Genomic DNA, 15,087 nt, shown 5'->3' on the forward strand with positions numbered 1-15,087 from the left:
TGCCTCCGGTAAGGGGCTGGCCGTACGGGCGGGGGTGTCACCGGCTGCGCCGTCAGCCGGGTGACGCGGGTGACGTGCGCGCTCATGTTCTGTACACATCAGGGACCGTAGTAGAGCTTTGTCCGTGCGGCATAGCCCTTGGACGGAGGCTAGTTGTTCTTTTTCCCCGTACAGGACAAAGGCATGTACGGGCAGCCCGGACCGGCCCGTGGCGCGGGGCCGCGGGCCGTCCGGACCGGCGGGATGCCGGGTGGCGGAGGTCAGTCCTTGGTGCTGAAGGCCGCGTCGAAGGACGCGGTGGGCCGCTCGTAGTCGTAGGAGCGCATCCGGGCGAGCGCCTCGGGGGCGCCCTGGAGACGGTCCATGCCGGCGTCCTCCCACTCCACGGAGATCGGCCCCTCGTAGCCGATGGAGCCCAGCATCCGGAAGACGTCCTCCCAGGGCACGTCACCGCGTCCGGCGGAGACGAAGTCCCAGCCCCGGCGCGGATCGCCCCAGGCCAGGTGGGAGCCGAGGCGCCCGTTGCGGCCGTCGAGCCGCTTGCGGGCCTCCTTGCAGTCCACGTGGTAGATGCGGTCCCGGAAGTCGTACAGGAAACCGACCGGGTCCAGGTCCTGCCACACGAAGTGGCTCGGGTCGAAGTTGAGGCCGAAGGCCGGACGGTGGTCGACGGCCTCCAGGGCCCGCACCGTCGTCCAGTAGTCGTAGGCGATCTCGCTCGGGTGCACCTCGTGCGCGAACCGCACGCCCTCCTGGTCGAAGACGTCCAGGATCGGGTTCCAGCGCTCGGCGAAGTCCTCGTACCCGCGGTCGATCATGCCCTCGGGCACCGGCGGGAACATCGCGACGAGGTGCCAGATGGAGGAGCCGGTGAAGCCGATGACGGTGTCCACGCCCAGGGCGGCGGCGGCCCGCGCGGTGTTCTTCATCTCCTCGGCGGCGCGCTGCCGTACGCCCTCGGGCTCCCCGTCGCCCCATACCCGCGCGGGCAGGATGTTCTGGTGCCGCTCGTCGATGGGGTGGTCGCACACGCCCTGTCCGGCCATGTGATTGGAGACGGCGAAGACCTTCAGCCCGTACTTGTCGAGCAACGCCTTGCGCGAGTCGACGTAGCCGGGATCGGCGAGGGCCTTGTCCACCTCGAAGTGGTCTCCCCAGCAGGCGAGTTCGAGTCCGTCGTAGCCGAACTCCCGGGCCAGCCGGCAGACCTCCTCCAGAGGCAGGTCCGCCCACTGGCCGGTGAAGAGGGTGTAGTCGCGTGACATACCTGGCCTTCCTACTGGGGTACGGGGGTGAGGACGGAGTTCTTGCCCGCGCTCTCCTCCACGGCGGCCAGGACGCGCTGGACCTGGAGCCCGTCGGCGAAGGTGGGCACGGGCTGCTCGCCGGTCGCGAGGGCGTGCACCAGGTCGCGCACCTGGTGCGAGAAGGTGTGCTCGTAGCCGAGGCCGTGCCCGGCCGGCCACCAGCCCTCCAGGTAGGGGTGTTCGGGCTCGGTGACCAGGATGCGGCGGAAGCCCGCGGTGGCGGCCGGTTCGGTGTGGTCGTGGAAGGACAGCTCGTTGAGGCGTTCCAGGTCGAAGGCGAGTGACCCCTTCGACCCGTTCAGCTCCAGCTTGAGGGCGTTCTTGCGGCCGGTGGCGAAACGGCTCGCCTCGAAGGAGGCGAGCGCGCCCGAGGCGGTGCGGCCGATGAACAGGGCCGCGTCGTCGACCGTGACCGGGCCGCGTTCGGCCACGGCCCCGTTGCCGGCCGGGCCGCTCGCCCCCGAGACCGGCAGCGGCCGCTCCCGCACGAAGGTCTCGGTCAGCGCGGACACCCCGACGATCCGCTCCCCCGCGAGGTGCTGCGCGAGGTCCACGATGTGCGCCCCGAGGTCGCCGAGCGCGCCCGAGCCCGCCTTCTCGCGGTTGAGCCGCCAGGTCAGCGGGGACTCCGGATCGCTCAGCCAGTCCTGGAGGTAGGTGACCCGGATGTGCCGCAGGGTGCCGATGCGGCCCTCGGCCACCAGCTGCCGCGCGAAGGCGGCGGCCGGCAGCCTGCGGTAGTTGAACCCGACCATCGCGAGCCGGCCCCGGGCACGGGCCCGCTCGGCCGCGGCCACCATGGCCTCGGCCTCCGCCACGGTGTTGGCCAGGGGCTTCTCGCACAGCACATGCTTACCCGCGTCGAGCGCCGCGATGGCGATCTCGGCGTGGCTGTCCCCCGGGGAGCAGATGTCAACGAGGTCGACGTCGTCCCGGGCGATCAGGGCGCGCCAGTCCGTCTCGGTGGCCGCCCAGCCCATGTGCTGCGCGGCCCTGCCGACGGCCGCCGGGTCCCGGCCGCACAGGGCGGCCAGCGCCGGCTGGAGCGGGAGGTCGAAGACGCGGCCCGCGGTGCGCCACCCCTGGGAATGCGCGGCTCCCATGAACGCGTAGCCGACCATGCCCACGCCGAGGCGCGGCGGGCTCTTCGGCCACGCCTCCTCGTGCTCCGTCTCTCGCATGCAGTTACTCCTCCTCGTTGACGTGCTGGGCGGGGGTGGCGCCCCCTTCGGCCGGTCCGGCCTACTTGAAGCCGTGCGGCAGGTACTGGTCGATGTTGCTCTTGTCCACCACCGCGGAGTACAGCGTCAGCGAGGTGGGGATCTCCGCCTCGGACAGGCCCGAGATGCCCTTGCCCTGACCGAGGGCACGGGCCAGGTCGATCGCCGAGGCCGACATGGTCGGCGGGTACAGGACGGTCGCCTTGAGTACTCCGTCGTCCGCCTTGATGTGGTCCATCGCGGATCTGGCTCCGGCCCCGCCGACCATCAGGAAGCCCTCGCGCCCGGCCTGGTCGACGGCGCGCAGCGCGCCGACTCCCTGGTCGTCGTCGTGGTTCCACAGGGCGTCGAAGTTCTTCTGCGCCTGCAGGAGCTGGGCCATCTTCGCCTGGCCGGACTCGACGGTGAAGTCGGCGGCCTGGCGGGCCACCTTCTTGATGTTCGGGTAGTTCTTGAGCGCGTCGTCGAAGCCCTGGGTGCGCTGCCGGGTCAGTTCCAGGCTGTCGGGCCCGGACAGTTCGATGACCTTGGCGTTCTTCTTGTCCTTGAGCTGCTCGCCGATGTAGTGCCCGGCGTTGAGCCCCATGCCGTAGTTGTCGCCGCCGACGTAGCAGCGGTAGGCCTGTGCCTCGGCGAAGACCCGGTCGAGGTTGACCACGGGGATTCCGGCGCGCATGGCCTTGAGCCCGGCCTGCGTCAGAGCCTTTCCGTCGGCCGGCAGGATGACCAGGACGTCGACCTTCTTGTTGATGAGGGTGTCGATCTGCCCGATTTGCGCGGCCGTGTCGTTGGAGCCCTCGGTGATGTCGAGCGTGACGTCCTTGTAGTTCTTGGCGCGCTCGCGGGCGTTGACGTTGATGGCGTTGAGCCAGCCGTGGTCGGCCTGCGGTCCGGCGAAGCCGATGGTGACGTGCTTTCCCGTCTCCTCGGCGGCGGGTGCGGCCTGCGACTTCGAGTCGTCGGCCTCGGCCTTGGTGTCGTTGCTGGTGCACGCGGTGAGCAGGGCTCCCGCGCCCACGGCGGCGCTGCCGAAGAGCATCCCTCTGCGGCTCGTGAGGTGTGACATGGCGGTGGACCCTTCCCGTAGGGCGGTGTTCGTACGGTGCGGTGGTGCGGGCCTGTGCCCGGGCCCGGTCGCCCGGGCCGTCCTGAGCGGAAGAAGTGGTGCGTGCCGGGTGTCGCGACGGGGCGGAGATGGCCTGCCGCGGCACTACTCGCGCACGGTGCGGCGCTGGATCAGGACGGCGACCACGATGATCGCGCCCTTCGCGATGTCCTGGACGTCGCTCCGGAGGTTGTTGAGCGCGAAGATATTGGTGATCGTGGTGAAGATCAGCACGCCGAGCACGGAGCCGACGACGGTGCCACGGCCTCCGCTGAGCAGGGTTCCGCCGATGATCGCGGCCGCGATGGCGTCGAGTTCGTACAGATTGCCGTTGGTGTTCTGTCCGGATCCGGACAGGACCACCAGCAGGAACGCGGCGATCCCGCAGCACAGCCCGGACAGCAGGTACAGGTACAGCCGCTGGCGGCGCACGTCGATCCCGGCCAGCCGCGCCGCCTCGGGGTTGCCGCCGACCGCGAAGGTGCGCCGGCCGAAGGTGGTGCGGTTGAGCACGAGCCAGCCGATGATCACGACGGCCGCGAACACGAGGACCAGCGGGGGCATCCCGAGGACGTAGGAATCGCGCTGCCCGAGGTCGAGCACCGAGGAGACGGACACGATCTGGGTCTGTCCGTCGGTGATGTTGAGCGCGAGTCCGCGCGCCGAGGCGAGCATCGCGAGCGTGGCGATGAACGGCACCATGCCGCCGTACGCGATGAGGACCCCGTTGACGAGTCCGCAGCCCACGCCCACCAGCAGGGCGGTGAACAGGATGCCCCAGAAGCCGAACTCCTGGGTGGCGACGGTCGTGCACCACACGGAGGCCAGCGCGACGATCGCGCCGACCGACAGGTCGATTCCCCCGGCGATGATCACGAAGGTGACGCCGACGGTGACGACCCCGATGACCGAGGACTGCGTCAGGATGAGCTGGAGGTTGGTGGTGGCGATGAACTCGTCGGGTTTGGTGATCCCGCCCACGACGGCCAGCGCGAGCAGCACGCCGATCAGGGACAGGGTCCGCACGTCCCAGCGGATGAAGCCGGGCTTGAGGTTCGCGGAGGGGCCGGAGCTGTTCTTGTGCGGGGCGGGCGCGGGGCCGGCGTCGGGACCGCCCTGCTGCGCGGGAGAGGCGGGCTGCGTCATGGTGTCGGGCTCCCTTCCATGACGAGGTCGAGTACGCGGGATTCGTCCAGTTCGCGGGCGGGGGCGGTGTGCACCACGGCACCCTCGCGCAGGACCAGGACACGGTCGGCGAGCCCCAGGACTTCGGGGACTTCGCTGGAGACGAGCAGGACGGCGAGGCCGTCGTCGGCGAGCCGGCGGATCACGGAGTACAGCTCGGCGCGGGCGCCGACGTCGACTCCGCGGGTGGGCTCGTCGAGGAGCAGGACCCGGCAGCCGCGCAGCAGCCAGCGCGCGAGCACGGCCTTCTGCTGGTTGCCGCCGGAGAGGGTGCGGATGTACGCCTCGGGGTTGTCGGGGCGCAGGGACAGTTCCCGGGTCGCGGCGTGCGCGGCGGCCCGTTCCTTGCCGCGCTCCAGCCAACCGCCGCGAGAGAAGCGGGACATGGAGGACACCGACACGTTGCGGGTGACGGATTCGAGCATCAGCAGGGCCTGCGCCTTGCGTTCCTCGGGGGCGAGCCCGATCCCGGCGCGGACGGCGGCGCGCACGCTTCCGGGACGTACCGGGGCGCCGCCGACGCTGACCTGTCCCGTGGTGGGCTTGCGGGCGCCGTAGACGGTCTCCAGGATCTCGGAGCGGCCGGAGCCGACCAGGCCCGCGAGGCCGACGATCTCCCCGGCTCTGATCTCCAGGTCCAGATGGTCGAACTCGCCTTCCCTGGAGAGGTTTTCGACGCTCAGCACGACGTCTGGCGCATCGCGTGCGGCGCCGGGGCGCTCGGGGAAGACGTACGCGACGTTGCGGCCGGTCATGAGGGAGACCACCTGGCTGGTGGGCGTCGACTCGGCGGGCAGCCCGCCCGCGACGGCGCGCCCGTCCTTGAGGACGGTCACCCGGTCCCCGATGCGGCGGATCTCCTCCAGGCGGTGCGAGATGTACACCACCGCGACCCCGTCGGCGGTGAGATCGCCGACGATGCGGAAGAGGTTGTCCACCTCGTCGGGGTCGAGCGCGGCGGAGGGCTCGTCCATGACGATGAGCTTCACGTCGTGCGACAGGGCCCGGGCCATGGAGACGATCTGCTGGTGGGCGGCGGAGAGTTGACCGACGAGGGTGCCCGGGTCGATCTCGGGGTGCCCCAGCCGCGCCAGCAGCCGGCCCGCCTGCGCGCGGGCCGCCCGGGCGCGTACGACGAAGCCGGCCGAGGTGGGCTCGTGACCGAGGAAGACGTTCTCGGCGACCGACAGGTGTTCCACCAGGTCGAGTTCCTGGTAGATGGTGGCGATCCCGAGGCTCATCGCGGCGATCGGGGAGCGGAGCGTCACCTCCTCGCCCTGCCAGGTGATCGTCCCGTCGTCGGGCTGGTGCGCTCCGGCCAGGACCTTGATCAGCGTGGACTTCCCGGCGCCGTTCTGCCCGAGGAGGCAGTGCACTTCCCCGGGCCGTACCTCCAGGTCCACGCCGTCGAGCGCGCGGACCCCGGGGAAGGACTTCGTGATGCCGGACATGGTGAGCAGACTTGCGGGTGGCGGTGCGTCTTCGGGCACAGGTGCCATGGCGGGTTCCCCTCGGGGATGCGGTGCGCGGCGAACGGCGTGCGGAAGGAGAGCGGCTCGTGCGGTGTGGTGCGGTGACTGTGCGGCACAGGTGGTGCACAGCGGGGGCACAGGTGGTGCGGGTGGTGCGGGTGCGGGTGCTGCGCGTGCAAGGAGTACGACTTACGGGCAACTACGGTCACAGGTAAGGCGGTTGCGGATGTTCCCGGTGCGGCAGTACGTGTGGTGCGGCTCGTGGGGGGTACCCGGATCGTGCGCTGGTGGTTCTGGTGGTGCGGGTGACGCGCGGGTGGATCGTTCCGGTGGTGCTCTTCGGTGCCGGTGGTGCGCGGATCGTGCCAGCGGTGCGGTCAGTGGTGCGGTCAGTGCCGGTGGTGCGCGGATCGTGCCAGTGGTGCCGGTGCGCTCGGTGGTGCGGGATCGCGGGTGCCCTCGCCGAGGTGCGGCGCGGGCACCCCGGCGGGCGGCGCGGATGCGCTCTACGCCGGGGAGAACAAGTGGTCGCTGATCAGGCGGGCCCCGCCGATGACTCCGGCTGCGGGCCCCAACTCCCCCAGCACGATGGGCAGGTTGCCCGTCGCGAGCGGGAGTGACTGGCGGTACACCTGGGTCCTGATGGCGGCGAGCAGCGTGTGGCCGAGGCCGGTCACCCCACCGCCGATCACCACCAGGCCGGGGTTGAAGAAGCTCACCAGGCCGGCGATGACCTGCCCGGTGTGGTTGCCGCCCGAACGGATGAGGTCGAGGGCCGCGGTGTCCCCGGCGGCGGCGGCCGCCGACACGTCCACCGCGCTCAGTTTCCCTTGCGCGGAGAGCCGTTCGGCAAGTGCGGGGGAGCGCCCCTCACGCGCGGCGGACTCGGCGTCGCGGGCCAGGGCCGCTCCGCTGAAGTGGGCTTCCAGGCAGCCCCGGTTGCCGCAGGCGCAGGACCGCCCGTCGGGCTCCACCTGGATGTGGCCTATGTCGCCGGCGCTGCCCGTGGTGCCGCGGTGGACCTCGCCGCCCACCACGATCCCGCAGCCGACACCGGTCCCTATCTTGACGCACAGGAAGTCGCGCGCGGAGCGGGCCACGCCCGCGTGCTGCTCCCCCATCGCCATGAGGTTCACGTCGTTGTCGACCATGACGGGGCAGCCCAGTTCCTGGCTGAGCGCCTCGCGGACCGGGAAGCCGTCCCAGCCCGGCATGATCGGCGGCGCGACCGGCACCCCCTCGGGGAACCGGACGGGTCCCGGGACACCGATACCGGCGCCGTCGAACCCTTCCGCCAGCCCCGAGGCGCGGAGTTTGGCCGCCATGGACAGCACCTGCTCGAAGACCGCCACCGGCCCCTCGCGGACGTCCAGGGGGTGGTTGATGTGCCCGAGCACCTCCAGTTCGGCGTTGGTGACGGCGACGTCGACCGAGGTCGCGCCGATGTCGACGCCGAGGAAGCGCAGGGCGGGAGCGAGCCGGATGTTGTGGGAACGCCGGCCGCCCCGCGAGGCGGCGAGCCCGTCGGCCACGACGAGCCCGGTCTCCAGCAGGCGGTCCACCTCCACGGCCAGCTTCGACCGTGAGAGTTCGACCTGATCACCCAGTTGTGCACGGGAGTTGGGGCCGAAGTCACGCAACAGCCGCAGCAGCCTCGCCTGGTGTGCGTTCGCGGGTCGTGCCGTCATGCGTCTCACGCGCCCCTCCCCGCCTCACCGGCTGTCTGCTTCGCGCTTTCGACGGTGAACGTAGCAGCGACGTACGGAAGTGGGAAGAAGTTGGGAGGGAATTGCCGCAGACTTTTTCCCGGCACAGGACAAAGCCGGGTCGCGGTCCAGGCCAAGAGCCCCCGCCCCCCAGCATTCGGGGCGGGGGCTCACAAGGGAATCGCGGTGCGGTAACGGCCCGGGGCGGACGGCTGTCTGCGCCTCGGCAGGCACCAGGTCAGGCGCCCTCGCGGCGGTGGTAGGTCTCCCGGGTGTGCTCGGTGTGCTCGCGCATGATCCGGCGGGCGCCCTGTTCGTCGTGGTCCGCGATCGCCGCGATCAGGGAGCGGTGCTCGGTCCAGGACTGCGGTCCGCGCTGCGCGGCCACCGGCGTGTAGTACCAGCGGACCCGGCGGTCGACCTGCCCGGCCAGCTCGGCGAGGACGAGGTTGCCGGCCAGCTCCATGACCTTGGCGTGGAACGCGGCGTTGGTGGCCACGACGAGGTCCACGTCCTGTTCGGCGACCGCCTGTTCCCCGCGGTCGCACAGCGCCTCCAGCTCGGCGATGCCGGCGCTCGTGGCGCTCGCGGCGGCGAGCCGGGCGGCCTCGGCCTCCAGCAGCGTGCGGACCGTCAGGAGCTGGTCCGCCTCCTGTTCGGTGGGCTCGTGCACGAAGGCGCCCTGAGCGGGCCGCAGATCGACCCATCCCTCGGTGTTGAGCCGCTGGAGCGCTTCGCGCACCGGCTGCCGGGAGACCCCGAGGTGGCCGGCCAGTTCGCTCTCCACGAGGTGCTGTCCCGGCTGGAGGGCACGGGTCGTGATCAGTTCGAGCAGTGTCTCGTAGACGCGTTCGCGCAGCGGGCCGGGCCGTTCGAGCTTGGGCACCGCCCCTTGCGGAAGTCCTGTGGACAGCATCGCGGTCCCCCTTCTGGGCCTGCTCGACTGAGACCCGCGCGACCGCCGGGACTGGCTCGTCCGGCACCCCGCGCGCATTGCCTTTCGTCTACAGTCTACTGAGCACCGCGCCGGGCCCGAAGCCGAGTTGACATCCGTACACCGGCACACCCCTCTCCACCCGTCTTGGCTCGACACGGGCGATTCGCCCGCCCTTGACCGTTTCAGCCCGGCCCCGGGCGGGCGCGGCCCGGTCCTCGCCGGGGGCGACCGGCGCCGGGCGGCTCAGGGGCAGCTCACGACCTGGCCCGCATAGGACAGGTTGCCGCCGAAGCCGAAGAGCAGGACGGGGTCGCCGGTCGCGATCTCCCCGCGCTCCACGAGCTTGGAGAAGGCGAGCGGGATGCTGGCCGCCGAGGTGTTGCCCGAGTCCACGACGTCCTTGGCGATCACCGCGTTGACCGCCCCGAGCCGCCGGGCGACCGGCTCCACGATGCGCAGATTGGCCTGGTGCAGCACGACGGCGGCGAGCTCCTCGGGGCGCAGCCCGGAGCGCTCGCACACCTTCCGCGCGACCTCGGGGAGCTGGGTGGTGGCCCAGCGGTAGACGGACTGCCCCTCCTGCGAGAAGCGGGGCGGGCTGCCCTCGATGCGGACCGCGTTGCCCATGGCGGGGACGGAGCCCCACAGGACGGGGCCGATGCCGGGCTGTTCACCCGCCGCGCACGCCTCCACGACGGCGGCGCCCGCCCCGTCCCCGACCAGGACGCAGGAACTGCGGTCCGTCCAGTCGGCGACGGCGGACATCTTGTCGGCGCCGATCACCAGGACCCGGGCGGCGGCCCCCGCCCGTACGGCGTGGTCGGCGGTCGCGAGGGCGTGGGTGAAGCCGGCGCACACCACGTTGAGGTCCATGACGGCCGGGGCGTGCATGCCGAGCCGGGCGGCGACGCGGGCGGCCATGTTCGGGGAGCGGTCGATCGCGGTGGACGTCGCGACCAGGACCAGGTCCACGGCGGCGGGCGCGAGCCCCGCGGCGGCCAGCGCCTTGGCCCCGGCCTGGGCGGCCAGTTCGTCCACCGGTTCGTCGTCCCCCGCCACGTGCCGGGTTCTGATGCCCACCCGGCTCCTGATCCACTCGTCGCTGGTGTCGACGAGCCTGGCGAGGTCCTCGTTGGTGAGCACCCGGCCGGGCTGGTAGTGGCCGAGCGCGACGATCCGTGAGCCGTTCATGGATACGATTCCCTCCGTTGCCGTGCGGCAGACCCACCCATCCTGATCACTTACCGATCGGTACGAGGGCAGGTAAAGCGACAGGATTCGGACGCGCCTCTTGGAGGCTTCGCCCAGGCCCGGCCCCGGCCCCGGCCAGGCTCGACCCCGGCCCCGCCCAGGCCCGTTCCGAGCGGCCCCGGCGCGGCCCTGCGGGACGGCGCGAGGCCACCGCCGCCCGGCGCCGGGCGACCCGCCCGACCTGTGGTTTCCCTGTGGAACGACCGACTCGACACATTTGCGTTCCCTCGCCACGTTCCTCTACTGTGACCCCGCCCTGGAGGGTTCGCGCCCTCCTTCGTCCGCCTTTCAGGAGTCCCGTCATGACCGGCCCGTCCGCGACACCGTTCGCGCGATGCACCCGGACGACTCCTGGGCAGACCCTCGCACGTCCGGCCACCGTGCCGGAGTGCCTGTGGAAAACCGGCGAGGCATAGCGGCGCCGGTCCCCGCACCCGGTCGTTCAGCGACCGAGTAGCCCCCGGCCGCCGAGCGGCGCGCCTGCTCGGCTCGTCCGCCGTCCCGCGTCGGGCCGTCTCCCCGCGAGGAGCCCGCTCCCCGGGACTCTTCCGGCCGCCGCGCCCACGCCCGGTCCGTTCTCCTTCCACCGGCCCGGTCCGGGCGGCTCCTTCCGCGTTTTCCCGGCCCCACCCCTGTACGAACAACGGAGTACCCCTGTCATGACCTCCCCTGCTGCCGCCCCCGTCACGGCGGGTGGCCGCGCGGCCCCCGCGGCGGGCGTTGGCCCCGCCCCGCACCGCTGGCTGATCCTCGTGGTGATCGGCATAGCCCAGCTGATGGTGGTGCTCGACGCCACCATCGTGAACATCGCGCTGCCCACCGCCCAGCGCGACCTCGGCTTCTCCGACGCCGACCGGCAGTGGGTGGTGACCGCCTACTCGCTCGCCTTCGGCTCGCTCCTGCTGCTCGGCGGGCGGGTCGCCGACCTGTTCGGCCGCAAGAACGCCTTCCTGATCGGGCTGACGGGCTTCGCACTGGCCTCCGCGCTGGGCGGGGCGGCGGGCAGCTTCGAGGTACTGATCACCGCCCGCGCGATCCAGGGCGTGTTCGGCGCCCTGCTCGCCCCGGCCGCGATCTCGCTGCTCACCACGACCTTCACCGATCCGGTCGAGCGCAACAAGGCGTTCGGCATCTTCGGCGCGGTCGCCGGTTCCGGGGCGGCGGTCGGCCTGCTGCTCGGCGGGCTGCTGACCGAGCACCTCAACTGGCGCTGGACGCTGTACGTCAACATCGTCTTCGCCGCGCTCGCGTTCGTGGGCGGGCTGATCCTGCTCCAGCGCACCCGCCGCAACCGGCAGGCCCGCCTCGACGTGCCGGGCACCCTGCTCGCCAGCGCCGGTCTGTTCTGCCTGGTGTACGGCTTCGCCGACGCCGAGACCCACTCCTGGTCCGCCTTCGCCACCTGGGGCTTCCTCGTGGCGAGCGCGATCCTGCTGAGTGCCTTCGTGGCCTGGCAGACCAAGGCACGGCACCCCTTGCTGCCGCTGCGCGTCGTGCTCGACCGCAACCGGGGCGCCGCCTTCGCCTCGATGCTGATCGTGGGCGCCGGCATCTTCGGCATCAGCCTGTTCCTCACGTACTACCTTCAGCAGGTCCTCCAGTTCTCGCCGGTGCAGACCGGGCTCGCGTTCCTGCCGATGAGCGCGTCGATCATGGTGACGGCGACCACCAGTGCGAGCGTGCTGCTGCCGAGGTTCGGCCCGAAGGTCGTGGTGTGTACCGGGATGCTGTTCGGCGCGGCCGGACTGCTGTGGCTCACCCGGCTCGGCACGGACAGCGGGTACGCCTCGCACGTGCTGCCCGGGCTGATCGTCGCGGGCCTGGGCATGGGCGCCGTCATGGCGACCGCGATGAGCCGGGCCAACAGCGGGGTGGCGCGCGAGGACGCGGGCGTGGCCGGGGCCATGGTCAACACCATGCAGCAGGTGGGCGGTTCGCTGGGCACCGCGCTGCTGAACACCGTCGCGGCGAGCACCGCGGCCGACTATCTGCACGGGCGCGACCCGGGCAGCCCGATGGTGCGGATCGCGGCGAGCGTCGAGGGCTACTCGACGGCGTACGCGTGGACGGCCGGGTTCTTCGCGGTCGGCCTCGTGGTGGCGGGTCTGCTGTTCCGCCGCCACCGCGCGGGCGCGGCGCAGGACGGTCCCCCGGCCGTCCACATGTAGCGGCCGGTCCGTCCCGGTGTGCCGGACACACCGGGACGACACACCGGGACGACACACCGGGACGACACACCAGGACGGACGTACCGGGACGGACACTCCCGGACGCCGGTTCAGCCGGTGAACAACTGCGTCGCCTTGCGGACGAGTTCGTAGACCCCGTAGGCGAGGGGCAGCCCCACCCACAGCCAGGCCAGGACGATCAGTCCGCGCCGGCCGTGGGCCGGGGCTGTCGGCGTTCGGGTCATCGGGCTCCTCCAGCGGTCTCGGTCACCGCGACGTGATGGCGGGCGTGCACGGGCCGGATCAGTTCGTTCGCGGCGAAGCCCACGAGCAGCAGTCCGATCATGATGGCGAGGGACAGTCCGTACAGTCCTGGTCCGCTGCGGCCCGCCGCCTCCTGGTGGTCGGCGATGCGGTTGACGATGAGCGGGCCGAGCACCCCGGCGGCGGACCACGCGGTGAGCAGCCGGCCGTGGATCGCGCCGACCTGGTACGTGCCGAAGAGGTCCTTGAGGTAGGCGGGCGCGGTCGCGAAGCCGCCGCCGTAGAAGGACAGGATCACCAGGGCGCACAGCACGAACAGCGGTTTGGAGGCGTCCTGGGTCGAGGCGATGAGCAGGTACATGAGGGCGCCCGCCCCCAGGTAGAGGCGGTAGACGTTCTTGCGGCCGATGGTGTCGGACAGCGAGGACCAGCCGATGCGTCCGGCCATGTTCGCGGCGGACAGCAGGGCCACGAACCCGGCGGCCGCGGCGGCCGAGACCGGGGTCCCGGTGTCCGCGAAGAAGTCGGTGATCATGGGAGCGGCCTTCTCCAGAATGCCGATGCCGGCCGTGACGTTCATGCACAGCACGACCCACAGGCACCAGAACTGCGGGGTGCGCAGCGCGGAGCGCGCGGAGACCTGGACGCCGCTCAGGGAGGCCGGCCCCGGCGCGGCGGCCCGGTCCCCGGTCTCCTTTGCGCCCGGCGCCGCCGCGGGGCGCGGGACGCGGACGAGCAGGACGCCGAGGGACATGAACACGGCGTAGACGAGCCCGTGGACGAGGAAGGCCCAGGCGATCCCGGTGTGGTCACCGCCGAAGGACTCCAGCATCCGCGCGGACCACGGGGAGGCGATGAGGGCGCCGCCGCCGAAGCCCATGATGGCGATGCCGGTGGCCATCCCGGGCCGGTCGGGGAACCACTTGATGAGGGTGGAGACCGGTGAGATGTAGCCGATGCCGAGGCCGATCCCGCCGAGGAAGCCGTAACCGAGCACGATGAGCCAGTACTGGCTGGTGGCGGCGCCGAGCGCGGAGACCAGGAAGCCCGAGCAGAAGCAGCACAGGGCGACGGTCATCGCCCAGCGCGGCCCCCGGCGCTCCACCAGGGTGCCGCCGAAGGCCGCGGAGAGGCCGAGCATGACGATGCCGAGCTGGAAGGGCAGGGCGCTCTGCGTCCCGCTGAGCCCGAGGGCGGACTCCAGGGGCGGCTTGAAGACGCTCCACGCGTACGCCTGCCCGATCGACAGGTGCACCGAGAGGGCGGCGGGGGGAACGAGCCAGCGGCTCCAGCCGGGTGGCGCGATGGGGGGAGTCATGATCCGGAACCCTAGGAACGCGGGGGCTCCGTTGGGAAGGCCTCGTGCGGAGATCCTCCGGGAGGAGGCGAGCATGTCGCGCAGGTGCGGGGTCCTCCCCCCGAGCCCGGCGCCGCGGTGCGCCGCGCGGCGGGCGGGGGTTCGATGGGAGGGCCGCGGGTACCCCTGCGGGTGCGGGCCGTGAGATCGTCGGGGTCTTCTCGCCGTACGGCCGTCCGGGGCCGCGGCGACCCGCGCGGCCGGGACCGGACCGGCTGCCGACACGTACAGAACCGGGACTGAGCATGGGACGTGTGACCGAACGACGGCGAGTGACCCGCATCCGCGACGGGGTGGTGTCGGCCCGCCCCGACACGCTCGTGGCCGAGGAGCCGCTGGAGATCCGGCTGGGCGGTAAGCCCCTCGCGATCACGATGCGGACGCCGGGCGACGACTTCGCGCTCGCGGCCGGCTTCCTGGTCAGTGAGGGTGTCCTCGCCTCGGCGCAGGACCTGCGCACCATCGTGTACTGCGCGGGCGCCACCGAGGACGGTTCCAACACCTACAACGTGGTGGACGTGTCGCTCGCCGAGGGGGTCGAGCTGCCGGACATCACGCTGGAGCGCAACGTCTACACCACCTCCTCGTGCGGGCTGTGCGGGAAGGCGAGCCTGGACGCGGTACGCACCACGGCGCGCTTCGCGATCGCGGACGATCCGCCGGTGCGGCTGTCGCCCGAGCTGCTCGCGCGGCTCCCCGACCGGCTGCGCGCCGCGCAGCGGGTCTTCGACCGCACGGGCGGTCTGCACGCGGCGGCGCTGTTCTCCGAGGACGGGGAACTGCTCGACGTACGGGAGGACGTGGGCCGGCACAACGCGGTCGACAAGCTGATCGGCCGGGCGCTGCGGGACGGGCGGCTGCCCCTGTCGCGGACGGTGCTGCTGGTGTCGGGCCGGGCGTCCTTCGAGCTGGCGCAGAAAGCCGTGATGGCCGGCGTCCCGGTGCTCGCCGCGGTGTCGGCGCCCTCCTCGCTGGCCGTGGACCTCGCGGCCGAGACGGGGCTGACGCTCGTGGGATTCCTGCGCGGTTCCTCGATGAACGTGTACGCGGGCGAGCACCGCGTCGCGCTGGAGGCTGCGGCCACGCCCGGCTGAGACAGATCGCCACGGCCACGC

At 71.9% G+C, this 15,087-nt stretch carries 12 protein-coding genes; 2 read left to right on the top strand and 10 right to left on the bottom strand.

What is annotated here, in order from left to right:
* Positions 1-260: 260 nt before the first annotated feature.
* The 8 genes from AB0J21_RS02265 to AB0J21_RS02300 all read right to left on the bottom strand — a co-directional run bounded on the left by AB0J21_RS02265 (position 261) and on the right by AB0J21_RS02300 (position 10,123).
* The gene (locus AB0J21_RS02265; protein ID WP_363143852.1) at positions 261-1,265 is read right to left on the bottom strand and encodes a sugar phosphate isomerase/epimerase family protein; all 1,005 of its coding nucleotides are present in this window, start codon (positions 1,263-1,265) and stop codon (positions 261-263) included.
* A gap of 11 nt (positions 1,266-1,276) precedes the next feature.
* Positions 1,277-2,488: a Gfo/Idh/MocA family oxidoreductase gene (locus AB0J21_RS02270; protein WP_363143853.1), complete on the bottom strand. Its 1,212-nt coding sequence runs from the start codon at positions 2,486-2,488 to the stop codon at positions 1,277-1,279.
* Positions 2,489-2,549: 61 nt separating this feature from the next.
* Positions 2,550-3,593 carry a substrate-binding domain-containing protein gene (locus tag AB0J21_RS02275; protein WP_363143854.1) on the bottom strand — a complete coding sequence of 348 codons (1,044 nt, stop codon included), beginning with the start codon at positions 3,591-3,593 and terminating at the stop codon, positions 2,550-2,552.
* 144 nt (positions 3,594-3,737) lie between these two features.
* Positions 3,738-4,778: an ABC transporter permease gene (locus AB0J21_RS02280; protein ID WP_363143855.1), complete on the bottom strand. Its 1,041-nt coding sequence runs from the start codon at positions 4,776-4,778 to the stop codon at positions 3,738-3,740.
* Positions 4,775-6,268, bottom strand: a complete 1,494-nt coding sequence (locus AB0J21_RS02285) for a sugar ABC transporter ATP-binding protein (protein ID WP_363143856.1) — start codon at positions 6,266-6,268, stop codon at positions 4,775-4,777. The genes AB0J21_RS02280 and AB0J21_RS02285 overlap by 4 nt, the downstream gene beginning before the upstream one ends.
* Before the next feature lie 527 nt (positions 6,269-6,795).
* Positions 6,796-7,977: an ROK family transcriptional regulator gene (locus tag AB0J21_RS02290; protein WP_363143857.1), complete on the bottom strand. Its 1,182-nt coding sequence runs from the start codon at positions 7,975-7,977 to the stop codon at positions 6,796-6,798.
* 256 nt (positions 7,978-8,233) lie between these two features.
* On the bottom strand, positions 8,234-8,911 hold the full coding sequence (locus AB0J21_RS02295; protein WP_363143858.1) for a GntR family transcriptional regulator: 678 nt from the start codon (positions 8,909-8,911) through the stop codon (positions 8,234-8,236).
* Positions 8,912-9,175: 264 nt separating this feature from the next.
* Entirely contained in the window at positions 9,176-10,123 is a 948-nt protein-coding gene (locus AB0J21_RS02300) for a beta-ketoacyl-ACP synthase III (protein WP_363143859.1), read from the bottom strand.
* Positions 10,124-10,842: 719 nt separating this feature from the next.
* On the opposite strand from AB0J21_RS02300, the gene AB0J21_RS02305 reads away from it, so the two are divergent.
* The gene (locus AB0J21_RS02305) at positions 10,843-12,351 is read left to right on the top strand and encodes an MFS transporter (protein ID WP_363143860.1); all 1,509 of its coding nucleotides are present in this window, start codon (positions 10,843-10,845) and stop codon (positions 12,349-12,351) included.
* A 110-nt stretch (positions 12,352-12,461) separates the two neighbouring features.
* Here AB0J21_RS02305 and AB0J21_RS02310 read toward each other — a convergent pair whose 3' ends face one another.
* Both AB0J21_RS02310 and AB0J21_RS02315 read right to left on the bottom strand, forming a co-directional pair.
* Positions 12,462-12,596: a hypothetical protein gene (locus AB0J21_RS02310; RefSeq protein ID WP_363143861.1), complete on the bottom strand. Its 135-nt coding sequence runs from the start codon at positions 12,594-12,596 to the stop codon at positions 12,462-12,464.
* Positions 12,593-13,933 carry an OFA family MFS transporter gene (locus AB0J21_RS02315; RefSeq protein WP_363143862.1) on the bottom strand — a complete coding sequence of 447 codons (1,341 nt, stop codon included), beginning with the start codon at positions 13,931-13,933 and terminating at the stop codon, positions 12,593-12,595. The genes AB0J21_RS02310 and AB0J21_RS02315 overlap by 4 nt, the downstream gene beginning before the upstream one ends.
* Before the next feature lie 284 nt (positions 13,934-14,217).
* On the opposite strand from AB0J21_RS02315, the gene fdhD reads away from it, so the two are divergent.
* A complete protein-coding gene (gene fdhD / locus AB0J21_RS02320; protein ID WP_363143863.1) occupies positions 14,218-15,066 on the top strand; it encodes a formate dehydrogenase accessory sulfurtransferase FdhD in 849 nt (282 codons plus the stop codon).
* Positions 15,067-15,087: the final 21 nt, after the last annotated feature.

It is taken from the genome of Streptomyces sp. NPDC049954, from assembly GCF_040656295.1.
Lineage (GTDB): Bacteria > Actinomycetota > Actinomycetes > Streptomycetales > Streptomycetaceae > Streptomyces.

Excerpts from the sequence above, each read along its gene's own strand:
- AB0J21_RS02300 (WP_363143859.1), bottom strand. The coding sequence starts at position 10,123 with ATGAACGGCTCACGGATCGTCGCGCTCGGCCACTACCAGCCCGGCCGG.
- AB0J21_RS02280 (WP_363143855.1), bottom strand. The coding sequence starts at position 4,778 with ATGACGCAGCCCGCCTCTCCCGCGCAGCAGGGCGGTCCCGACGCCGGC.
- AB0J21_RS02265 (WP_363143852.1), bottom strand. The coding sequence starts at position 1,265 with ATGTCACGCGACTACACCCTCTTCACCGGCCAGTGGGCGGACCTGCCT.
- AB0J21_RS02315 (WP_363143862.1), bottom strand. The coding sequence starts at position 13,933 with ATGACTCCCCCCATCGCGCCACCCGGCTGGAGCCGCTGGCTCGTTCCC.
- AB0J21_RS02305 (WP_363143860.1), top strand. The coding sequence starts at position 10,843 with ATGACCTCCCCTGCTGCCGCCCCCGTCACGGCGGGTGGCCGCGCGGCC.
- AB0J21_RS02295 (WP_363143858.1), bottom strand. The coding sequence starts at position 8,911 with ATGCTGTCCACAGGACTTCCGCAAGGGGCGGTGCCCAAGCTCGAACGG.
- AB0J21_RS02285 (WP_363143856.1), bottom strand. The coding sequence starts at position 6,268 with ATGTCCGGCATCACGAAGTCCTTCCCCGGGGTCCGCGCGCTCGACGGC.
- fdhD (WP_363143863.1), top strand. The coding sequence starts at position 14,218 with ATGGGACGTGTGACCGAACGACGGCGAGTGACCCGCATCCGCGACGGG.
- AB0J21_RS02275 (WP_363143854.1), bottom strand. The coding sequence starts at position 3,593 with ATGTCACACCTCACGAGCCGCAGAGGGATGCTCTTCGGCAGCGCCGCC.
- AB0J21_RS02290 (WP_363143857.1), bottom strand. The coding sequence starts at position 7,977 with ATGACGGCACGACCCGCGAACGCACACCAGGCGAGGCTGCTGCGGCTG.
- AB0J21_RS02310 (WP_363143861.1), bottom strand. The coding sequence starts at position 12,596 with ATGACCCGAACGCCGACAGCCCCGGCCCACGGCCGGCGCGGACTGATC.
- AB0J21_RS02270 (WP_363143853.1), bottom strand. The coding sequence starts at position 2,488 with ATGCGAGAGACGGAGCACGAGGAGGCGTGGCCGAAGAGCCCGCCGCGC.